Source organism: Pseudomonas sp. IC_126, assembly GCF_004331835.1.
Classification (GTDB): domain Bacteria; phylum Pseudomonadota; class Gammaproteobacteria; order Pseudomonadales; family Pseudomonadaceae; genus Stutzerimonas.
This window is the reverse complement of the sequence record NZ_SJSS01000002.1, coordinates 621,417-642,654: the sequence shown is the minus strand read 5'-3', so window position 1 is coordinate 642,654 and position 21,238 is coordinate 621,417. Positions and strand designations below refer to the sequence as shown.

Annotated in this window: 12 protein-coding genes; 4 read left to right on the top strand and 8 right to left on the bottom strand. The window is 61.2% G+C overall.

The window, feature by feature from the left end:
- Positions 1-34 precede the first annotated feature (34 nt).
- Both metF and E0D86_RS08325 read left to right on the top strand, forming a co-directional pair.
- A complete protein-coding gene (metF, locus tag E0D86_RS08330) occupies positions 35-886 on the top strand; it encodes a methylenetetrahydrofolate reductase [NAD(P)H] (RefSeq protein WP_131649542.1) in 852 nt (283 codons plus the stop codon).
- A 236-nt stretch (positions 887-1,122) separates the two neighbouring features.
- On the top strand, positions 1,123-2,937 hold the full coding sequence (locus E0D86_RS08325; RefSeq protein WP_131649541.1) for a DEAD/DEAH box helicase: 1,815 nt from the start codon (positions 1,123-1,125) through the stop codon (positions 2,935-2,937).
- A 99-nt stretch (positions 2,938-3,036) separates the two neighbouring features.
- Here the strand turns inward: E0D86_RS08325 and adeC are convergent, their stop codons facing one another.
- From adeC to E0D86_RS08300, 5 genes are all read right to left on the bottom strand, one after another.
- Positions 3,037-4,464 (bottom strand): AdeC/AdeK/OprM family multidrug efflux complex outer membrane factor, encoded by a 1,428-nt coding sequence (adeC, locus tag E0D86_RS08320; protein WP_131649540.1) that lies wholly within the window; start codon positions 4,462-4,464, stop codon positions 3,037-3,039.
- A complete protein-coding gene (locus tag E0D86_RS08315; protein WP_131649539.1) occupies positions 4,461-7,598 on the bottom strand; it encodes an efflux RND transporter permease subunit in 3,138 nt (1,045 codons plus the stop codon). The genes adeC and E0D86_RS08315 overlap by 4 nt, the downstream gene beginning before the upstream one ends.
- 24 nt (positions 7,599-7,622) lie before the next feature.
- Positions 7,623-8,750, bottom strand: coding sequence for an efflux RND transporter periplasmic adaptor subunit (locus tag E0D86_RS08310; protein WP_131649538.1), 1,128 nt, complete (start codon positions 8,748-8,750; stop codon positions 7,623-7,625).
- A gap of 232 nt (positions 8,751-8,982) precedes the next feature.
- Positions 8,983-9,558: a YceI family protein gene (locus E0D86_RS08305; RefSeq protein WP_131649537.1), complete on the bottom strand. Its 576-nt coding sequence runs from the start codon at positions 9,556-9,558 to the stop codon at positions 8,983-8,985.
- A gap of 22 nt (positions 9,559-9,580) precedes the next feature.
- Positions 9,581-10,135 (bottom strand): cytochrome b, encoded by a 555-nt coding sequence (locus E0D86_RS08300; RefSeq protein WP_131649536.1) that lies wholly within the window; start codon positions 10,133-10,135, stop codon positions 9,581-9,583.
- Between the two features lie 167 nt (positions 10,136-10,302).
- Here E0D86_RS08300 and E0D86_RS08295 point away from each other — a divergent pair, with 167 nt between their 5' ends.
- Entirely contained in the window at positions 10,303-11,709 is a 1,407-nt protein-coding gene (locus E0D86_RS08295) for an adenosylmethionine--8-amino-7-oxononanoate transaminase (protein ID WP_131649535.1), read from the top strand.
- Positions 11,710-11,795: 86 nt separating this feature from the next.
- On the top strand, positions 11,796-12,512 hold the full coding sequence (locus tag E0D86_RS08290) for a 16S rRNA (uracil(1498)-N(3))-methyltransferase (protein WP_131649534.1): 717 nt from the start codon (positions 11,796-11,798) through the stop codon (positions 12,510-12,512).
- A gap of 73 nt (positions 12,513-12,585) precedes the next feature.
- On the opposite strand, the gene E0D86_RS08285 is transcribed toward E0D86_RS08290, so the two are convergent.
- The 3 genes from E0D86_RS08285 to E0D86_RS08275 are packed head-to-tail and all read right to left on the bottom strand — an operon-like array spanning position 12,586 to position 21,237.
- A complete protein-coding gene (locus tag E0D86_RS08285) occupies positions 12,586-13,056 on the bottom strand; it encodes a chemotaxis protein CheW (RefSeq protein WP_131649533.1) in 471 nt (156 codons plus the stop codon).
- Positions 13,053-14,105 carry a chemotaxis protein CheB gene (locus E0D86_RS08280; RefSeq protein WP_131649532.1) on the bottom strand — a complete coding sequence of 351 codons (1,053 nt, stop codon included), beginning with the start codon at positions 14,103-14,105 and terminating at the stop codon, positions 13,053-13,055. The genes E0D86_RS08285 and E0D86_RS08280 overlap by 4 nt, the downstream gene beginning before the upstream one ends.
- Positions 14,098-21,237, bottom strand: coding sequence for an Hpt domain-containing protein (locus E0D86_RS08275; RefSeq protein ID WP_131650025.1), 7,140 nt, complete (start codon positions 21,235-21,237; stop codon positions 14,098-14,100). Before E0D86_RS08275 ends, E0D86_RS08280 begins: the two co-directional genes overlap by 8 nt.
- Position 21,238: the final 1 nt, after the last annotated feature.

The window sequence follows — 21,238 nt, the reverse complement described above, 5'->3', positions numbered from 1 at the left end:
TTCCAGCTTCAGGCTTCAAGCTTGGTAAAAATAAATGACTTCTCTGAATCGCCCCTCCATCAGCTTCGAGTTCTTCCCCACCAAGACCGAAGCCGGGCATGAAAAACTGTTGGCCACCGCACGGCGACTGGCCGAGTACAAGCCGGACTTCTTCTCCTGCACCTATGGCGCTGGCGGCTCGACCCGCGATCGCACGCTGAACACCGTATTGCAGCTCGACGGCGAGGTGAAGGTGCCGACGGCGCCGCACCTGTCCTGCGTGGGCGACAGCAAGCAGGAGCTGCGCGAGCTGCTGAATCTCTACAAGGAAGCAGGCATCAAACGCATCGTCGCGCTACGGGGCGACCTGCCGTCGGGCATGGGCATGGCCAGCGGCGAGCTGCGCTACGCCAACGAACTGGTGGAATTCATTCGCGCCGAAACGGGCGATCACTTCCACATCGAAATCGCTGCCTACCCGGAGATGCATCCGCAGGCGCGCAATTTCGAGGACGACCTGGCCAACTTCGTGCGCAAGGCCAAGGCCGGCGCGAGCAGTGCCATTACCCAGTACTTCTTCAACGCCGACTGCTACTTCTACTTCGTCGAGCGGGTGCGCAAGCTGGGCGTGGAAACGCCGATCGTGCCGGGCATCATGCCGATCACAAACTACAGCAAGCTGGCGCGCTTCTCCGACGCCTGCGGCGCGGAAATCCCGCGCTGGGTGCGCAAGCAGCTGGAGTCCTATGGTGACGACATGTCCAGCATCCAGGCCTTCGGCGAGCAGGTCATCAGTGAGATGTGCGAGAAGCTGCTAGTCGGCGGCGCGCCGGGCCTGCACTTCTACACGTTGAACCAAGCCGAGCCGAGCCTGGCGATCTGGGATAACCTCGGGCTGTCCCGCTGATCACTTGGCCAGCTCCCTGGGAAACAGGGAGCTGGCCAATGAACCTGCGAACTGCCACACTGTCCCACCAATGCGGCGTTAACAGGCTCTGTTATACTCCGCGTTTCCGCCAGGCTTACGTCCGGATGTCAGCATTCACCCAAATGCGACAGGACCGGACGGGATCGCACGCCAGTCGCGATTCGAGTCAGGCATGACCATCCCAGGGCCTTGCCCTATACAAGACAGGATCACTCATGTCCTTTGCTTCCCTCGGTCTCTCCGAGGCTTTAGCCGGTGCCGTCGAGGCCGCTGGCTATACCCAGCCTACACCAGTGCAACAGCGGGCCATTCCCGCCGTGTTGCAGGGTCGCGACCTGATGGTCGCCGCACAGACAGGCACCGGTAAGACCGGTGGGTTCGCCCTTCCTGTACTCGAATTGCTGTTCCCAGGCGGTCATCCGGACCGGGAGCACCGCCACGGCCCGCGCCAGCCGCGCGTGCTGGTGCTGACACCGACCCGCGAACTCGCCGCGCAGGTGCACGACAGTTTCAAGGTCTACGCCCGCGATCTGCCGCTGAAAAGCGCAGTGATCTTCGGTGGCGTCGGCATGAATCCGCAGGTCCAGGCTATCGCCAAGGGCCTCGACGTGCTCGTGGCTTGCCCGGGTCGCCTGCTCGATCTGGCCAACCAGAAGGCCGTCGATCTCAGCCACGTGGAAATCCTCGTCCTCGATGAAGCCGACCGCATGCTCGACATGGGCTTCATCCATGACGTCAAGAAGGTGCTGGCCAAGCTGCCCGCCAAGCGGCAGAACCTGCTGTTCTCGGCGACCTTCTCCAAGGACATCACCGACCTGGCCGGCAAGCTGCTGCACGAGCCGGAGCGCATCGAGGTCACGCCGCCGAACACTACGGTCGAGCGCATCGAGCAACGCGTGTTCCGCATCGCCTCCAGCCACAAGCGCGCATTGCTTGCGCACCTGATCACTCAGGGCGCCTGGGAACAGGTGCTGGTGTTCACCCGTACCAAGCATGGCGCCAACCGCCTTGCCGAATACCTCGACAAGCACGGCTTGCCGGCCGTCGCGATTCACGGCAACAAGAGCCAGAATGCTCGGACCAAGGCGCTGGCCGACTTCAAAGCCAATCAGGTAAGAATCCTGGTCGCCACCGATATCGCCGCACGCGGCCTGGATATCGATCAGCTGCCGCACGTGGTCAACTTCGAGCTGCCCAACGTCGAAGAAGACTACGTTCACCGCATCGGTCGTACCGGCCGAGCCGGTCGCAGCGGTGAGGCCATCTCGCTGGTCGCGCCGGACGAGGAAAAGCTGCTCAAAGGCATCGAGCGGATGACCAAGCAAAGGATTCCGGATGGCGACCTGATGGGTTTCGACGCTAGCACCATCGAGGCGGAAAAACCCGAAGTGCGCGAAGCACGCCAACCGCGCCCAGCACGCAACAGCGAGCGCAAGCCGCGTGCAGCCAAGGCGGCCGAAACCAATGCCGAGCCAAAAGAGCGTGAGCGCAACCGCCGCGGCCGGAACAAACCGCGCAACGCCAATGCCAGCCAGGGCTCACCGACTGCGGGAGCCGCCGCGGCACCGGTCAGTCGTCCTCCACGCCTGCCCAGTGACCGAGATCCAGAAGTGTTTCTCGATGACGATCTCGACAACTTTGGCAATCGTGTCGATTACGTCAGCCCTTACCAGAACAAGCAGGGCCGTGGCCGTCGACCGGGCACTCCCGCGCAACCCGGCACCGGCCAACCCCGTGCTGCGGCAGGTCCGCGCGGCGGCGGTGCGGGCTCGCCAGGCGGCGCCAGCAAAGGCAAACGGAAGCCAGGCCAACCCCGCGGCGAAGGTCAACCACGACGCAAGAACGAAGGACGTCGGATCGACAACGATAGCCGTGCCCGTCAGGATGTCGCGGCCAAGCCGAAGGAAAAGCAGCCAGTGATCATCCATAAGGAATCGAAACTCGATCGATTGCCAAGCGTGGAGCAACTGGATCAGCTTCCGACAAAGCCCCGCGGCGAGAAGCCAGCGTTGCTGACCCGCAATCGCTGATTCGGGACGCTAAGCAAGAACGCCGCCCTTCGGGGCGGCGTTCTTGTTTGTACAGCAGCGGGTAGGTGTCCGGCGGGCGCTGGCGCCCACCGAAGACGATCAGCCTTCGCCGGGAATCGGCTCGGCTTGCACGTCCCAACCGCCACCCAATGCCTTGAACAGATTGACCTCGCTGATCATCTGCGCCAGACGATCAGCGATGTACTGCTGCTGCACGTCGAACAGCTGGCGCTGAGCGTCGAGCAAGGTCAGGTAGCTATCCACGCCGGTGCGGTAACGTCGTTCCGCCAGACGGAAATAATCTTCACTGGTATTCAGCAAGTCACGTTGAGCCTGGACCTGACGGGTATAGGTCGCCTGGGCGGCCAAGCCATCGGACACCTCACGAAATGCGGTCTGGATGGCCGTCTCGTACTGTGCAACCTGGATGTTACGGCTGATTTCCGCGTAATCGAGATTGGCGCGCAACTGCCCGGCATTGAAGATGGGCACGCTGATGCTCGGTGAGAACGTCCAATAGCTGGAGCCACCATCAAACAAGCCGGATAGCTCGCTGCTCGCCGTACCCGCCGCGCCGGTCAGGCTGATACGCGGAAAAAACGCCGCTCGGGCCGCGCCAATATTCGCATTTGCCGCCCTGAGCTGACGCTCGGCCTGAATGATGTCGGGACGCTTGTGGAGCAGGTCGGAAGGCAGGCCGATTGGCAGCACCGCCAGTTGCTCGCGTTCCAGATCGCCGGCAGCCGGAAGGCCGGCGGGAATGTTCTGACCGAGAAGCAGGGTCAGCGCGTTACGGTCCTGAGCGACCTGGCGGGTGTACTGTTCGATGCGCACCCGCGCCGTATCCACTGCACTGCGGGCCTGGCTGAGCTCAAGCGCCGAAGCGACGCCCACATCGAAGCTGTGCTGCGTCAATCCGAGGCTCTGCTCGTAGGTCTTCAGCGTATCGCGGCTGACCTGAAGCAGGGCCTGATCAGCCTGCAGGGTCAACCAGGCGTTGGCGACACTGGCGATCAGGCTGATCTGCGTGCTGCGCTGCGCCGCTTCGGTCGCGAAGTATTCCTGCAGCGCCTGCTCACGCAGGCTGTCGAGACGGCCAAACAGATCCAGCTCCCAGGAGACGCCGAACGTCGCGCTGTACTGACTGCTGATGCCGCTCTGCCCGGTCTGGTTGAGATCGCCAGGTGTACGGGTGCGACTGCCGCTACCGTCGGCACTTACCAGCGGCAGCAGATCGGCGCGCTGGATGCGATACAACGCGCGATAGGCGTCGACGTTAAGTGCCGCGACCCGTAGATCACGGTTATTTTCCAGCGCCACTTCGATCAGCTGGCGCAGCGCGGGATCGCGGAAAAACGCTTCCCAGCCCAGATTGATCTGCTCCTGGGTCGCAGCAGATGTGCCCTCATAGGCTTCGCCTTCCGGCCAGCTGGCCGCCGTGGGCGCATCAGGGCGCTGATATTCGGGAATCAGCGAGCAACCACTAAGCGCTGTCAGCAGTGCAAGGGCCAGTACCGACTTGTTCATTGCGCATCTCCCTTCGGTTCTTCAGCGGCGTTTTTTTTACGCTCGCCCAGTGAAGACACCAGAACATAGAACAGCGGCACCCAGAAAATGACCAGCACCGTGGCCGTCACCATGCCGCCGATGACACCCGTACCGATAGCATGCGAACTGCCAGCACCCGCACCGCTCGCCAACGCCAGCGGTACCACGCCAAGGGTGAAGGCCAGCGAGGTCATGATGATTGGGCGCAGGCGCATGCGGCATGCCTGGACCGCCGCATCGAAGCGACTCATGCCTTGTTCGTGCAGATCCTTGGCGAACTCGACGATCAGAATCGCGTTCTTCGCGGTCAGACCGATGGTCGTCAGCAGACCCACCTGGAAGAACACGTCATTGGACAAACCGCGGCCCAGGGTCGCAAGCAGTGCGCCGATGACACCCAGCGGGACCACCAGCATCACCGCGAACGGAATCGACCAGCTTTCATAGAGCGCCGCCAGACAGAGGAACACCACCAGCAGCGACAGCGCGTAGAGCGCCGGCGCCTGATCGCCGGACAGGCGCTCCTCATAGGACAGTCCCGTCCAGGACACACCTACGCCTGACGGTAGCTGTTGCGCGAGGCGCTCGACCTCGGCCATCGCGTCACCCGTACTGTAACCCGGGGCCGCCTCACCGAGGATCTCCATCGCCGAAACGCCGTTGTAGCGCGACAGCTTGGGCGAGCCATAAACCCATTTGCCACTGCCGAACGCGCTGAACGGCACCATTTCACCTTGATCGTTGCGCACGAACCACTTGTCGAAGTCCTCCGGTCCCATGCGCGAAGGCGCCGCGCCCTGCATGTAGACCTTCTTCACCCGACCACGATCGATGAAGTCGTTGACATAGCTCGACCCCCAGCCAATCGACAGTGCACTGTTGATCTGGTCCAGGGAGATACCCAGCGTCCGGGCCTTCTCGTCATCGATCAGCAGCTGATACTGAGGCTCGTCGTTCAGGCCGTTCGGGCGTACCGCCTGCAGCACTGGGCTCTGCGCCGCCATCCCGAGGAACTGATTGCGCGCAGCCATCAGGGCTTCATGACCAAGGCCGGCGCGGTCCTGGAGGAAGAAGTTGAAGCCGGTGGCATTGCCGAGCTCCATGACCGCAGGCGGCGCGAAGGCGAACACCTGTGCATCTCGATAAATGGCGAAATGTTGCTGGGCGCGCTGCGCCAGAGCGAAGACGCTATCTTCGGCGTCCGGACGCTCATCCCAGGGCTTGAGTCCGATGAACGCCAATGCCGAATTCTGACCGCGGCCAGCGAAATTGAAGCCGGTGACAGTAAACACCGAGTTGACCACTTCACTTTCTTCGGTCAGCAGGTATTCGCGCATCGCATCGACGGTCTTCTGGGTACGCTCGGCGGTCGAACCCACCGGCGTCTGCACCTGGGCAAACAGCACGCCCTGATCTTCGTCCGGCAAAAACGCGCTGGGCAAACGACTAAACAGCACCGCCAGCGCCGCAACGATGACCAGATACACGATGATGAAGGGGATCTTGCGCTTCAGTACCGCAACGACACCCTTCTCGTAGCGATTCACGCCGCGATCGAAGGTGCGGTTGAACCAACCGAAGAAGCCGCGCTTTTCGTGATGATGGCCCTTCTCGATCGGCTTGAGCATGGTCGCGCAAAGCGCTGGAGTGAAAATCAGCGCAACCAGTACCGACAGGGTCATCGCCGAGGCGATGGTGATCGAGAACTGTCGGTAAATGACGCCCGTAGAGCCGCCAAAGAAGGCCATCGGCAAGAACACGGCCGAAAGAACCAGACCGATACCGATCAGCGCGCCCTGGATCTGGCCCATGGATTTGCGTGTCGCTTCCAGCGGCGACAGCCCCTCCTCGGCCATTACCCGTTCGACGTTTTCCACCACGACGATGGCATCGTCCACCAACAGGCCGATCGCCAGGACCATGGCGAACATGGTCAGGGTATTAACGCTGAAGCCAAACACTGCCAGCAGGCCGAACGTACCCAGCAGTACCACTGGCACCGCCAGCGTTGGAATCAGCGTTGCGCGGAAGTTCTGCAGGAACAGGTACATCACCAGGAACACCAGCACGATGGCTTCGAACAGGGTGTGCACTACGTTGGTAATGGACGTCGAGACTACCGGGGACGTGTCGTACGGATAGACGATTTCCATCCCCGCAGGGAAGAACGGCTGCAAGTCACTGATGGTCTGGCGTACCGCTTTGGCGGTGTCCAGCGCGTTGGCGCCGGTGGCCAGTTTGATGCCAATACCGGCAGCCGGCATGCCGTTGTAGAGCGCGGTGATGGCTGCGCGCTCGGCGCCCAGTTCGACCCTGGCGACATCCTTCAGACGTACCTGGGAGCCGTCACCGTTGACCTTCAACAAAATCTCGCGGAACTGCTCGGGCGTTTGCAGACGCGTCTTGCCGATGATGGTGGCGCTCAGTTGCTGCCCGGGAACCGCTGGCAACCCACCAAATTGGCCGGCGGAGACCTGTACGTTCTGGGTGCGGATCGCATTGGCGACGTCGGTCGGCGTGAGCTGGAAGTTGTTCAGCTTGGCCGGATCCAGCCAGATGCGCATGGCGTACTGCGAACCGAACACCTGGAAATCGCCCACCCCGTTGGTACGCGACAAGGGGTCCTGGATGTTGGAGACGATATAGTCGGCCAGGTCGCTCTGGTTCATGCTGCCGTCCGCCGAGACGACGCCGACCACCATCAGGAAGTTTCGAACGGCCTTGGTTACGCGGATGCCCTGCTGCTGGACTTCCTGCGGCAACAGGGGCGTGGCGAGCTGCAGTTTGTTCTGCACCTGAACCTGGGCGATGTCCGGATCGGTGCCCTGGTTGAAGGTAATGGTGATCGTCATGCTGCCGTCGGAGTTGCTCTCCGAGGAGATGTAGCGCAGACCGTCGATACCATTCATCTGCTGCTCGATGACCTGCACCACGGTATCCTGGACCGTCTGTGCCGAGGCACCGGGATAGCTCACGGAAATGCCGACCGCAGGTGGAGCAATGCTGGGGTACTGGTTGACCGGAAGACCAAGGATCGCCAGCCCCCCGGCAAGCATGATCACCAGGGCAATTACCCAGGCGAAGATGGGACGATCGATAAAGAATCTGGACATTAGGTGATAATCCTTGGCTCAGCCTTACTGGGCTTGTGGCTGGGCAGACGCAACGTTTGAAGCCGGCACGGCCTTGACTTCGATACCAGGCTGAATGAACTGCAGCCCCTCGGTGATCAGGCGATCTCCGGCATTCAACCCTTCATTGATCAGCCAGCGATTACCAACGGTACGAGAAGCCACGACCTGGCGGAGCTCGACCTTGTTCTCCGCGTTGACGACTAGTGCCGTCGCATTGCCATTAGGCGTACGGGTAATGCCCTGCTGCGGCGCCAGGATGGCTTCGCTTTTCACCCCGGCGACCAGTTGCGCATGAACGAACATGCCGGGCAGCAGCACTTTGTCGGGGTTTGGGAACACGGCGCGAAGCACCACGGAACCGGTGCCGGCATCCACGGATACTTCAGAAAATTCGAGCGTGCCTTCGTGGCTGTACTCGGTGCCGTCTTCCAGAGTCAGCGTCACCTTGGCGGCGTTCTCACCGGCTTTTTCCAAGCGGCCTTCCGCAAGATCGCGACGCAGATTGAGCAGTTCCCGGGCCGGCTGGGTCACATCGACATAGATTGGATCCAGTTGCTGGATGATCGCCATCTCCTGAGCCTGGCCATTATTCACCAGCGCACCCTCAGTTACAGCCGAGCGGCCTATGCGTCCCGAAATCGGCGCCAGCACCTTGGTATAGCGCAGATTGATGCGTGCCTGCTCCAGATTGGCTTCGGCTTGCAGGCTGGTCGCCCGCGCCTCGTCGTAAGCCTGCTTGCTCACCGCTTGCTCTTCGACCAGCAACGCGTAGCGATCGGATAGCGACTTGGCAGAGGCCAGGCTGGCCTGGGCGCTCTTGTATGCAGCCTGATAAACCGAATCATCGATCTGGTAGAGCTGCTGTCCGGCCTTGACGTCACGGCCCTCGGTGAACAAGCGCTTCTGAATGATCCCATCTACCTGAGGCCGGACTTCAGCGATGCGATAGGGTTGAGCCCGACCGGGCAGCTCGGTAGTCAGCGCAAAAGACTCGGCCTCAAGCGTCACCACTCCGACTTGAGGCGTCTCCTGCGCGGCAGGTACCGCTGCCTGTTCGTCCTGGCAGCCTACGAGCAGTGTTGCCACGGCGAAAAGAGAGATCAATGCAGCGCTGGCCGACTTGATGGACATTGGGAACCTCGTTGAACAGGCAAACCAGGAAAGCGGACGCCCCTGGGCCAGATAATGATGGCAGAATGCGGCGAATATACTTACATGCACGACTGTTTGTAAATAGCCGATAGTGCTTTAACCCGGCTACAGCAGCCCATACAAGCCAACTGCAACCTGCTTCCAGCCGCCCCGCCCGCTGGCCGAAAAGCAAAACGCCGGCTTGCGCCGGCGTGGTTTTACACGTGTTCTATTACTGACGAACACCTTCGACCGAGATGATCAGATCCACGGTCTGCGATGCCGGACCCAAGTCCATCTTGATGTCGAAATCTTTCAGTTTCAAGGTCGTGGTGCCTTCGAAACCGGCGCGATAGCCGCCCCATGGATCCTTACCTTCACCAATGAACTTGGCAGAGATCACGACCGGCTTGGTCACGCCATTAAGAGTCAGGTCGCCCGTGATATCGGCAGTACCTTCGCCAGTCGGCTTCACCGAAGTGGACTCGAAGGTCGCGGTCGGGTGCTCGGAGACATTGAGGAAGTCCTCGCTGCGCAGGTGCTTGTCACGCTCGGCATGGTTCGAGTCGACACTGTCGGTCTGCAGAGTCACCTCGACCTTGCTGGCTTCCGGCTGCGCGGCATCGAAGCTGAAGCTGCCCTCGAAATCCTTGAAGGTGCCCCACAGCCAGCTGTAGCCAAGGTGGCTGATTTTGAAATTGACGAAGGCATGCTGGCCTTCCTTATCGATCACATAGTCGGCGGCCATCGCCTGTCCGGCGAAAAGCATCGAACCCAGGGTAAGTGCAGCAAAGGTTTTCTTGAGCATAGGAATTTTCCTTTGAGTGAGATTAGTCATCGGCGCGGCCGAACATCCGTTTCAGAGTCGGATCGCGATCGATGAAGTGGTGCTTGAGTGCCGCCAGGGCATGCAGACCGGCAAAGATCAGCAGGCCCCAGGCCAGATATTCATGAACCAGGCCGGCGATATCCTCCTGTTTCGGAATCGAAGTGATCAGCGCGGGCACCTCGAACCAACCGAACACCCCGATTGGTCGCCCATCGGCAGTGGAAATCAGGTAACCGGAGATCATCAGGGCGAACAAACCGATATAGAGGACGCCATGTCCCACCTTCGTCGCAAGACGTGTCATACGACCGTGGCTCTGCAACGGAGCGGGACCGTCGCTGACGAATCGCCAGGCGACCCGAACCACCATCAGAGCAAGCAGCAATAGTCCGACACTTTTGTGAATATCCGGAGCCGTGCGGTACCAGCTGCTGTAATAGGTCAGCCCGACCATCCAGTAACCCAACGCGAACAAGCCAACCATGGCAATCGCAACCAGCCAATGCAGCAGGATGCTGACGAGGCCATAGTTGGTGGATGAGTTTCGCCATTGCATCGACGGGTCTCCGGAATTGAGGTGAGGCAAGCCTAACGAGTAACCGATCGAAGTAGAGCGTATTTTTTCGTTGCAAAATATCGAACAGGTTGATGTTTCCGTCCGACTCCCTAAAGCCGGCATTACTTCTGCTAGGCTGCGCCGTCTCACCTGTACGAGGAACGATGATGAGCCTGAACGACAGCTGGATGCAGCGCGACCTTGCCGTTCTCTGGCACCCCTGCACCCAGATGAAGGATCACGAACAGCTGCCCCTGATTCCGATCCGGCGCGGCGATGGCGTCTGGCTGGAAGATTTCGACGGCAAGCGCTACCTCGACGCGGTCAGCTCCTGGTGGGTCAACGTGTTCGGCCACGCCAACCAGCGCATCAATCAGCGCATCAAGGATCAGCTCGACCAGTTGGAGCACGTGATGCTCGCCGGGTTCAGCCATCAACCGGTGGTCGAACTGTCCGAGCGCCTGGTACAGATTACGCCGCCAGGTCTCGATCGAGTGTTCTACACCGACAACGGCTCGACCGGTATCGAGGTTGCGCTCAAGATGAGCTTTCACTACTGGCGCAACAGTGGGCAGCCGAACAAACAGCGCTTCGTCACCCTGACCAACAGTTACCACGGCGAAACCGTCGCGGCGATGTCCGTGGGCGACGTCGCGCTGTTCACCGACACTTACAAACCGCTGCTGCTGGACACCTTCAAGGTGCCGAGCCCCGACTGCTATCTGCGTCCCGATGGCATGCACTGGGAAGAACATTCGCGCAATATGTTCGCGCACATGGAGCAGACCCTGGCCGATCATCACCGTGAAATCGCGGCGGTGATCGTCGAGCCGCTGATCCAGGGCGCGGGCGGCATGCGCATGTACCATCCGGTCTATCTGCAGCTGCTGCGCGAAGCCTGCGATCGCTACGATGTGCACCTGATCCACGATGAGATCGCCGTCGGCTTCGGACGCACCGGAACCATGTTCGCCTGCGAACAGGCCGGCATCACGCCCGACTTCTTGTGCCTGTCCAAGGCGCTCACTGGCGGCTACCTGCCGATGGCCGCCGTGCTGACCACCGACAAGTTATATCAGGCGTTCTACGACGATTACTCGACGTTGCGCGCCTTCCTCCATTCGCATACCTACACCGGCAACCCACTGGCTTGCGCCGCGGCGCTGGCGACGCTGGATATATTTGAGCAGGACCGGGTGATCGAAGCGAACAAAACGCTGGCGGCGCGCATGGCAACGGCCACCGCGCACCTGGCCGATCACCCGCAGGTTGCTGAAGTCAGACAGACCGGTATGGCCGTCGCTATCGAGATGGTCGCCGACAAAGCCAGCAAGACGCCCTATCCGTGGCAGGAACGGCGCGGCCTCAAGGTCTACCAGCATGCGCTGCAGCGCGGCGCCCTGCTGCGCCCACTCGGTAGCGTCGTGTACTTCCTGCCGCCCTACACCATCACCGAAGAGCAGATCGACTTTCTCGCCGAAGTCGCCACCGAGGGCATCGACATAGCCACCCGGGCCTCGGTCACCGTAGCCGTGGCGCCCGGCGCTCCTGCGAACTTTCACGATCCGGGCTGACGCCCGGGTGGCAAGCCAAGCACTGCTAGCAGGACGGTAGATGCTTTAAACTTGCCGCTCCCAACTTGTCGCTCGCAGCTGCTCTCATGCGCCTATCCCGCTTCTTCGTCGACACCTCGCTCTCCCTCGGCCAGCACGAACTGCCCGAGGCCCAGGCCCATTACATCGGTCGAGTGCTGCGCCTCTCGCCGGGCGCGGCCGTGCAATTATTCGACGGCAGCGGCCGGGAGTATCAAGGCGAACTAGTCGAGGTTGGCAAGAAGCAGGTGCGGGTAGAGCTGCATGAACAACTCGTCGGTCTGCCCGAATCGCGACTGCGAATTCACCTTGGTCAAGGCCTGTCGCGTGGAGAGCGGATGGACTGGGCGATCCAGAAGGCCATTGAGCTGGGCGTTGCGGAAATCACCCCTATTGTCAGCGAGCGCTGCGAAGTGCGGCTGAAGGATGAGCGGGCCGACAAGCGCCTGGCTCATTGGCACCAAGTCGCCATCAGCGCTTGCGAGCAGTGTGGGCGCTCGGTCATTCCAGTGATCCATCCACCCGCGCCACTTGCGCAATGGCTCGCCGTGGAGGCCGAGCTGAAGCTGGTCCTGCATCCTGTCGCCGAACCACTGGCACGCCATGAACAACCAGGCTCTCTGGCATTTCTGATCGGCCCTGAAGGTGGACTGAGCGATACGGAAGTCGAGCAGGCGCGCGCCGCCGGGTTCCATCCTGCCCGCCTCGGCCCTCGCGTGCTGCGCACCGAAACCGCACCTGTCGTCGCCCTGAGCGTAGCGCAGCAGTTGTGGGGGGATTTTTAAGCTGCAGCTGCAAGCTGTTCAGCGCCATCTACTTGAAGCTCATGGCTTGAAGCTCACCGCTGCTTTTATAGCGTCAGACCAACCCCGCATCAGCCAGCTTCTGCTCCAGCGCGACCAGGTCCGGAATTCTCGCCTGTACGTCGCCGAGGTTCACCACGTCCAGCTCCAGCGGAGCCGGCACGATGTCCGAACGCGCCAGGCTCGGGTCAACCTTGACCGAGCGAGGGATGCCCTGCACCAGCAACGCAATGAATCTCACATGATCACGTCCGCCCACAGCGTTGAGTACCGCCACCCGAGCCCGCGATCCCGTTTCCGGTTGGCCATCGGACGCCGCCTCGAACGATAGTAGCGGCAGAGTCAAATCTCGCCACGACACCTGTCCGAGAAACCAGGCCGGGGCGTCCTGGGCTGGCTGCGGCGCGCGATAAGGGATCAGCTCGGCAACGGCGACGTTAGGTAACAGTAGCGTCCGGTCGGCCAGTGGCACCAAAAGACCGGTGATGCTGGCGGGCGTATCCTGAGCGATAGCGGATTGACTCATAAGTTATCCATTTGCAAAGCCGCAACGGGCGGGCGAGCCTGCTGCAAAAAATGATTGACCAGCGCTTGGGCCAGTTCGCGTGGGTCGCCGCTGAACGAGCTGTAGCCGCCTTCGCGAAGGCTGTCCGGCATGCTGGAGCAAACGCAGGAATCGGCACGCTGGGTCCAGACACGGCCACCCTGACGTAGTACATAAGCCGCCGCGGCGTTGCCATCGCTGCCCATGCCGCTAAAGGCGATCACGCCGCAACGGCTGCCGAACTGCTGCGCCAGATTGAGCATCATCTGATCGATGGAAGGGCTGTAGGGCTCGGGCCAGCTACGGCCACTGAGCAGCATGGCGCTATCCCTGTCGAAACCCATTTCCTGACCGATGGGCGCTACCACGACTTCGCCGCAGCGAATCGAGTCGCGCTGCCGGCTCTGGTTGACGCTCCATTGGCTGTGCCGTCCGACTACTTGCGACAGTGCCGACTCGAAACTGGCCTCGATGTGCTGGGCGTAGACGAAACCAACGGGCAAGCCTGCCGGTAGCGCATCGAGAAAGGCCTTTACCGCCTCAGGTCCACCTAACGAAGCCGCCAGCAACCAGACCTCTTGGGCCGGTTGGCCCGCTACCGGATTGGCATTTGCCAAGGCCGCGGGTAATTCCAGGCAAGCGGGACGCTCCGCATCCCCACGCAGCCCTTCAAGACGAGGGCCGACGACCCTCGACGGATCACCGACAAGTCGCTTCAGCTTGCCGAACAAGCGCCGCTCCCAACGCGGATAGTGCTCGGAATGACGCTCTGGCGCATGGCCTTCGCCGAACAGTACTGGACAACTGTCCCGCTCGAGCAGGGCGTTGACCAGCGGCGAATCTTCCGTCTGCGCCAGATCGACCAGCCACAAATCGGCTTCCACCGCTGTCAGGTCCGCATCTTCCAGCCGTGCTGGATCGCTGTTCAGCACCACTTGGTATCCGTTGGCACTCAAGGCTTGCTGCAGCACATGGCGCTGCAACGAAGTATCGGCGATCACGCCGATGCGTGCCGCGGTAACGTCACTCATGACGCGTGACCAGTTGCTGGATGGCCTCGAGTAGCAGGGATTCCTGATACGGCTTGCCCAGATACTCGTTTACACCGATGCCCATTGCTCGATCCCTGTGCTTTTCACCGGTTCGCGAGGTAATCATGATGATCGGCAGATCCTTCAGCTGCTCATCGTGACGCACCAGGGTCGCCACTTCGAAACCGTCCATCCGCGGCATTTCGATGTCCAGCAGCATGATGTCCGGCTTGCGTTCCTGCAGCTGCGTGATCGCATCGACACCATCCTTGGCAGTCATGACGTTCATGCCGTTGCGCTCGAGCAAGCGGCTGGTGACCTTGCGCACGGTAACCGAGTCGTCGACGACCATGACCAGCGTCGGTCGATCGACTTCGGTCTCGACCGGCTCGTCATTGCTCAGCAACCGAAGCGGTTGTTGCTGCGTGAGCAGATGCGCATGCAACACACGGATGGTCGCGAGCAAGTCGAGAATCACCACCACGCGACCATCACCCAGAATGGTCGCACCGGAGATGCCCGGAACCGTGGCGAATTGCGGGCCAAGACTCTTCACCACGATCTCGCGGGAGCCGGCGAGGCTATCGACCTGTACCGCCACGCTGTGCTCGTTCGAGCGCACCAGAATCACCGGGAGAGGCAGGCTCTGACCAACCAGCTTGGGTCGCTGTCCGTTATTCAGCAGCTCGCCGAGATAACGCAGCTCGTATGTCTGACCTGCGTACTCGAAGCGCGACGCGCCCGGCTGGTAGTAGGCCTCCAGCTCGTATGGCGACACACGCACGATACCCTCGATCGTGTTCAGCGGGATTGCATAAAGGTCTTCGCCGGAATACACCATCAGCGCCCGGTTGACCGATACGGTGAATGGCAGGCGGATCAGAAAGCGCGTGCCACTGCCAAGCGTCGACTCGATGCTCATGGAGCCGCCGAGCTGTTTGACTTCCGAGTGCACCACGTCCATGCCGACACCGCGGCCGGATATCTGCGTTACCTGTTCGGCAGTGGAGAACCCTGCCTCGAGGATGAACTGCAGGATCTCATGGTCCGACAGATCATTACCGGGCACCATCAGGCCCCGCTCCAACGCCTTGCGTCGCACGGCTTCCAGATTGATACCCGCGCCATCGTCGCTCAGCGAGAGAACGATGTCGCCGCCTTCGCGCGTCAGATCCAGACGGATGTTGCCCTGTTCGGGCTTGCCTGCGGCCGCGCGCTTAACCGCGGTTTCGATACCGTGATCTACGGCGTTACGCAGCATGTGCTCAAGCGGCGCAACGATCCGCTCGAGAACGCTGCGGTCCATCTCCCCCGTTGCGTTGCCGACGTGGAATTCAACCTGCTTGCCCAGTTCACCGGCGACCTGCCGAACGATTCGACGCAAGCGCGGCACCAGTCGGTCGAAGGGCACCATGCGAGTGCGCATGAGTCCTTCCTGGAGTTCCGTATTTACCCGTGCCTGCTGCAGCAGCAAGGTTTCAGCATCGCGATTACGCGCGGCCAGGGTTTCCTTTAGATCCAGCAAGTCGGAAGCCGACTCGAACAAGGCGCGGGAGAGCTGCTGGAGCTGCGAGTGGCGGTCCATTTCAAGCGGATCGAAATCGTCGTAGCCCGCGCGCTCTGCCTCGGCCTGATAACGGCTGAGAATTTGCGCCTGGGTTTCGGTATCCAACCGCCGCAGCTGATCGCGAACCCGCTCGATGGTGGCTTCCATTTCGCTCAGCGTGAAACCGACGTCACTGACTTGCTGCTCGACCCGACCGCGGAAAATGGATGTTTCGCCGGCCAGGTTGACTAGCCCTTCGAGAAGCTCGGCCGGTACTTTGACCAGTTCCTGCGGCGCGCGACGTGATGCGGCATCCAGCGCCGCCTGTTCGGCCTTGCGGACGAACGGCAGTACCTTGGCTGGTGCATTGGTTGTCGGCGCCTGCACGCTGGCGGCGACGATCGGTGTTTCGAGCACGATAACCGAGGACTGCGGCTGATCTTCTTCAACACCTTCCGGCATTTGCTCAGTGAAAACGACGTCAGGCTCGCTCGACAACCGCGAACGCATCGATTCGACTTCCTTGAGCAACCCGTCGTAGCCGCCCTGTACATCAAGAAACAAGTTGTCCGTCCAGGACTCGCCCTGCAGCTGCGCCTCACCGAGCCTGTGCTCCAGGTCGTGCGCCATATCACCCAGGCGACCTTGAGCCGCCAGCCGCGCGCCACCCTTCAGCGTGTGTAGAACGCGCATCATGTCGGCCAAGGGCGCTACGCCATCACGCGTGGCTTCCCAGCGTCCCAGGGCGGACTCCATCTCTTCCAGCAGCTCATCGGCTTCTTCGACGAAGATATCCAGAATCTCGGCTTCGGCGGCGTCCTGAGCCGAGGTCAAGGAGACACTGCTGGGCATGCTCAATTGCTCTTCCGGGTTCGCCCGGAAGCGCCGGATCGTTTCGATCAGATCCAACCCGCTCGGCAGTTCGCGATAGGCGCGCACCGCATCGAGCATCGCGGCCAACCGGTCGTGGCAGCTCTGCAGCACAGTGAACAGGGACGGACTTGCCCGGTAACTACCGGCGCACAGCCCCTCGTATAGATACTCCAGCTCATGCGCAAGATCACCGATCTCACGGATGTCCGCCATTCGCGCGCCACCTTTGAGGGTGTGCAGATCCCGTTGTAGCGCTTCGACTTCGTACGTATTGTCGACGTCCTCCATCCAGCGCTGTAGCGATGCTCCGGCGCGTTCGATGATGTCGAAGCCTTCCTCCAGGAAGATCTCCGCCAGCTCAGGGTCACGCTCTTCCCAACTCTCTGCTGCTGTCTTGACGGGCTCCGCCATCTCTGTCGGCACCTGTTCCTCGGCAGTCTCGAACTGCTCGGGGTCCAGCTCATTGGCCGCGAGTTGCAACGCGTCCTCGTCCGAAATTTCGGGTTCGAAAGCGAAGGCTTCGTCCGATGGAGCTTCGGTTTCAACCTGACCGATATCCATGTCGGCCGTCGCATCGGTCCGATCCGCCGGCTCACTGGCCGAAAGCAGGAAGCCATCCGCGGGGAGTTCCGGCAGCTGATCCTCACCCGTGACTACCAGTTCTTCGCGCGTGAAAGCACCACTTTCGAACGTCGGCGTAACGCCTTGACGATAGGCTCGAATATGCTCGATTAGCTCCGCAGCGGCGTCCATCGGCCTGCGTGCTTGCAGTTGTTCCAACTGCACCGCCAGATGATCGTGACTGCGCTGCAGCAGCGCGGCAAGATCGTCCGCATACACGTAGCGACCATCCGAAAGCCCTTCATAGAGGGTTTCAAGCTCATGGGCCAAATCGCCGATCGGACGGATCTCAGCCATCCGCGCGCCACCCTTGAGGGTGTGCAGATCTCGCAATAGAGCAGATAGTGCCAATTGGTTAGTGGGGGTACCCAGCCAGCGCTCCAGCGCACCACCGGCACTTTCGAGCAGGTCGACCGCCTCATCGAGGAAGATGTCGACCATTTCCTCATTCAGGTCATCCTCAACCAAGGATGTGTCGAGAGGCCAGGCTTCGGCTTCGGCAATATGCTCGGCGGCACTCTCGATAGCGGAAGGCGAGGCAGCGGTTTCCACTTGCATGTCATCAGCAGGGATTTCGTATGCGTGCGGGTCGATCGCCTCGGCGAGCAATTCTTCGAGACGGGCGACCAGTTCAGGCTGCCCGGTAACCTGCAGACCGGCGGCAACCTGATCCATCATGCCAACCAGCGCCTCGTGAGCCTGCTCGACGTCATCGAAGAAGCGCCCGCTGATCGCGAGACGACCATCCTGTACTACGGCATACAGATTCAGCAGCACCTGACATAGCGCATCGATCTGCGGCAAGTCGGCCATTTGCGCACCACGGCCGAGCGTCGCCAGCTCTTCGAGCAGCGCAGTTAACTCTTGGCGCTCGGCAGGATGCTCGCGCCAGCGCTGCAACAGGTCTTCGGCATCCAGCAGGATGTTCATGCCTTCCGAGAGAAAGAGCGAGATCATGCCCGGATCCCGCGGCTCGCCCTGATCGTTGTCACCACGCTCGCTGGCAGCGTCTAGCCGAGCCTGATGCTGTGCATGGACTCGGGTGATGAACTCACTGGCCCCATCGATGGGCGCCAGCGGGTCGCGCTCAAGGTTCTCCAGCCCATGACGCAACAGCTGCTCCGCAGCGTGCAGCAATTCCGCCTCGGCCAGATCCATTGGAATCAGGTTGGCCTTGAATTCCTTGACCATTTTTTCCAGTGGAGTGGCAATCTCCGCCACTGGCAAGATTCCGGCCATGTGCGCGCTACCCTTGAGGGTATGCAACGCTCGCTGCAAGGCGTCGGTGACCGGCTGAGGCAGGCGTTGCGCACAGTCGGCGAGGAAGTCGACCAGCGTACCGAGATGGGCTTCCGCCTCGTTACGAAAGATCTCCAGCAACTGCGGATCGAGCATTTCTTTAGCTGCAGATTCCGGAGCCGGTGACTCATCGAGCGCTACGCCACCCTGCGGACCAGGGTCGATCGGCTGACCCTTAGCGAGCGCGTGGGCGTCGGCCGCTAACCGATCGACATCGTCGCGCTGACGCTGTGCCTTCGCTGCAAATTCTTCGACCAGGGCCGGCATCAGCGCGACCACATCGGCCACAAGTTTCTTCACGGGCTCACTGGCGTCGATGCTTCGGTCGAGAACGCGATTGAGCAGATTTTCCACAGACCAGGCGAGCTCGCCGATGATCAGTGCACGCACCATGCGTCCGCTGCCCTTGAGGGTATGGAAGGCTCGCCGCACTTCACCGAGCGCGCCCTTGTCGGTGGTATCGACGCACCAGCGTGGCAGGTGCTCGTCGATGGTTTCGAGCACTTCGGCTGCTTCCTCAATGAAGACTTCGAGCAGGTCTTCGTCGACCGGCTCCTCATCCTCAGGCGGTGGCAGCAAGCTTGGCGGAACGTTCTGTGCCGGAGGATTGATCGAGACGACCGGCGCAGCCATGACGTCTTCCATGCTCAACGCCGGTTCGACAGCCGTCGGCTGCTCCATCAGCTCAGGCAGGATCACCTCTGGGATGTCGAGCTCTGCCATTTCGGCTTCGCTCCACTCCACCCCATAGCCGAGCGAGTCGCCGGCAGTCTGCTCGTCAACCAAGAGATCGTTGCTATCAGGAATGTTTTCCGGGGAGGACGCAAGCTCGGCGGTCTCGCCCGGCAGGTCGGCGACTTCGGGCTCGGCTAGATCCTCGGCAGAAGCTGCTCGTTCTTCGCCACTCCAATCGACGGCCGGCCAGGTAACGTCTGACAGTTGCCCATCAATCGATGCATGTATCAGGGCATCGCCCTGACCCGACGGTTCATCTGCCAGCACATCCACCGCAGGTTCGGGCAACAGTATTTCGATTTCATCCAGCGGATCGGACAAATCGAGGTCCGCTTCACGACTGAATTCGTCGCGGGTATTCGGCATTGACTGCTCTCGCAGCGGATAGCCCAGCGTCTGCAGGCTCTCTTCGGCCACGTCGAGAATGAGATCGCCTTGCGAACCGCGATCCTCGCTAAGGCGCTCTAGGTAATATTCAACGCTGGTGATGGCATCGGCGAGCGTATCCAGACTCTGCCAGTCGGGGATCGCCTGTGGCTCGAGCAATTGCTCCTGAATATAGCGATTGCAGGCATCCAGCAAAGCAGCGGCCCGTGCAAGCGGGACCATCGCAAGCCCACCTCGTGACTGGGTCAGTAGTTCCGGCACGCGAGCCAGGTGCTGGTGATTCCACTGGGACGCGATGAATTCGATGATCGCATCCTTGGCCTGCTCGAGCCCCGTGCGCGCTTCGCGGATGACCAGCTGGTGGATCTGCGCGACATCCGTTGTCGGAAGATGACTTTCCTCCCGCCGTTCTTCGGGCGTGCCACCGACCATGCCAGACAGCGTCGCCTCGACGTACAGCAGCGCCCCCGCGACATCCATCAGCGCCGCATCGTCAGGCTGCTGCTGCCCTTGCATCAAGCTTTCGATCACCCCGATCTGATCGAGAATGATCCGGCGTGGCTGACCGAACCCCAACACCGCAAGCGTGTCGGCAATCTGCTTGAGCGGCGGCTGTAGCGCGCCAAGCTCGGTCACGCCCATGCGATCGCTGCGCACGAACAGATCCAGGCTGTCTTTTACCCGCACCAATTCTTCGCATAGCGCCGCTACAACCGAACGCATGGCGCCGCGATCCGGGCCTGACAGCTGTGCGCGCTCTTCATCGACTACAGTGCTGTCGGGCAGCGCATCGTCCAGGCTGTACTCGGCTTTCAAGGCCTGGATGCGCGGGGACTGGGTTGGCGCCTTGGCTATATAGAAAAGTAGATTTTTGGTCAGCTCGTCAGGTGCAGCCTGGTTGATACCATCGGCGCCTTGCGCGACAAGCCGCTTGAGTTCCTTGTCGACTTGGCGCAGCAGGTTTCGGACCGTGGTGCCGTTGACGACCGCGCCACTGGCCATCCCCTCGACCACACCCGATGCGACCCGCCACAACGCGCCCAGCGGGGCATCCTTGCAGAGCATTTCCAGGCGCGCGAACACCCGCGCCATATATCCCAGATTGGTAGGCAGGTCCTGGTTACGGATAACCCCGACCAATGCGACTTGCAGCATCTGCCGCAGCTTACGAAGCAGTCCTGGTAGATCGGCGGTTTGCCGCTGGGCCAGAAACTCATCCGCAAGCGCCGGTGCTCGGACAGTCATATTGGGCGAGAACAGGCTGGTCTCCGACAACAGCTTCTCGCCGCGCGCGGCACGCAGGTCGTTGAGCAACGGAAGCACGACCATCGGCAGGTCACGACGGGCGCTCTGAATACGGTCGAGGTACACCGGCATCTGCAGAATGGCCTGCATCAGCACTTCTAGCGCTTCGGTCTGGCTGGCGACGCGCTCATCCAGCAAGGCACTGGCAAGCTGCTCCATTTCTTCGGCAAGCAGCGCAGCACCGTAGAACTCGACCATTTGCAAGGTGCCGTGCACCTGATGCACATAGGTCAGGCAGAAGCGCATCCGTGTCGAGTCCTGTGGGTTTTCGACGAACGCTTCCAAGGCCTGCCGCGCCTGCTTCAGCGTTTCGGCAATTTCGCCCTTCACCCACTCCAGGGCGACATAATCGTGCCGATCACCCATA

Bases quoted from the DNA above. Each gene is read 5' to 3' on its own strand.
- E0D86_RS08325 (WP_131649541.1), top strand. From the start codon at position 1,123: ATGTCCTTTGCTTCCCTCGGTCTCTCCGAGGCTTTAGCCGGTGCCGTC.
- E0D86_RS08275 (WP_131650025.1), bottom strand. From the start codon at position 21,237: ATGGGTGATCGGCACGATTATGTCGCCCTGGAGTGGGTGAAGGGCGAA.
- metF (WP_131649542.1), top strand. From the start codon at position 35: ATGACTTCTCTGAATCGCCCCTCCATCAGCTTCGAGTTCTTCCCCACC.
- E0D86_RS08315 (WP_131649539.1), bottom strand. From the start codon at position 7,598: ATGTCCAGATTCTTTATCGATCGTCCCATCTTCGCCTGGGTAATTGCC.
- E0D86_RS08305 (WP_131649537.1), bottom strand. From the start codon at position 9,558: ATGCTCAAGAAAACCTTTGCTGCACTTACCCTGGGTTCGATGCTTTTC.
- E0D86_RS08300 (WP_131649536.1), bottom strand. From the start codon at position 10,135: ATGCAATGGCGAAACTCATCCACCAACTATGGCCTCGTCAGCATCCTG.
- E0D86_RS08310 (WP_131649538.1), bottom strand. From the start codon at position 8,750: ATGTCCATCAAGTCGGCCAGCGCTGCATTGATCTCTCTTTTCGCCGTG.
- E0D86_RS08280 (WP_131649532.1), bottom strand. From the start codon at position 14,105: ATGAGTGACGTTACCGCGGCACGCATCGGCGTGATCGCCGATACTTCG.
- E0D86_RS08295 (WP_131649535.1), top strand. From the start codon at position 10,303: ATGAGCCTGAACGACAGCTGGATGCAGCGCGACCTTGCCGTTCTCTGG.
- adeC (WP_131649540.1), bottom strand. From the start codon at position 4,464: ATGAACAAGTCGGTACTGGCCCTTGCACTGCTGACAGCGCTTAGTGGT.
- E0D86_RS08290 (WP_131649534.1), top strand. From the start codon at position 11,796: ATGCGCCTATCCCGCTTCTTCGTCGACACCTCGCTCTCCCTCGGCCAG.
- E0D86_RS08285 (WP_131649533.1), bottom strand. From the start codon at position 13,056: ATGAGTCAATCCGCTATCGCTCAGGATACGCCCGCCAGCATCACCGGT.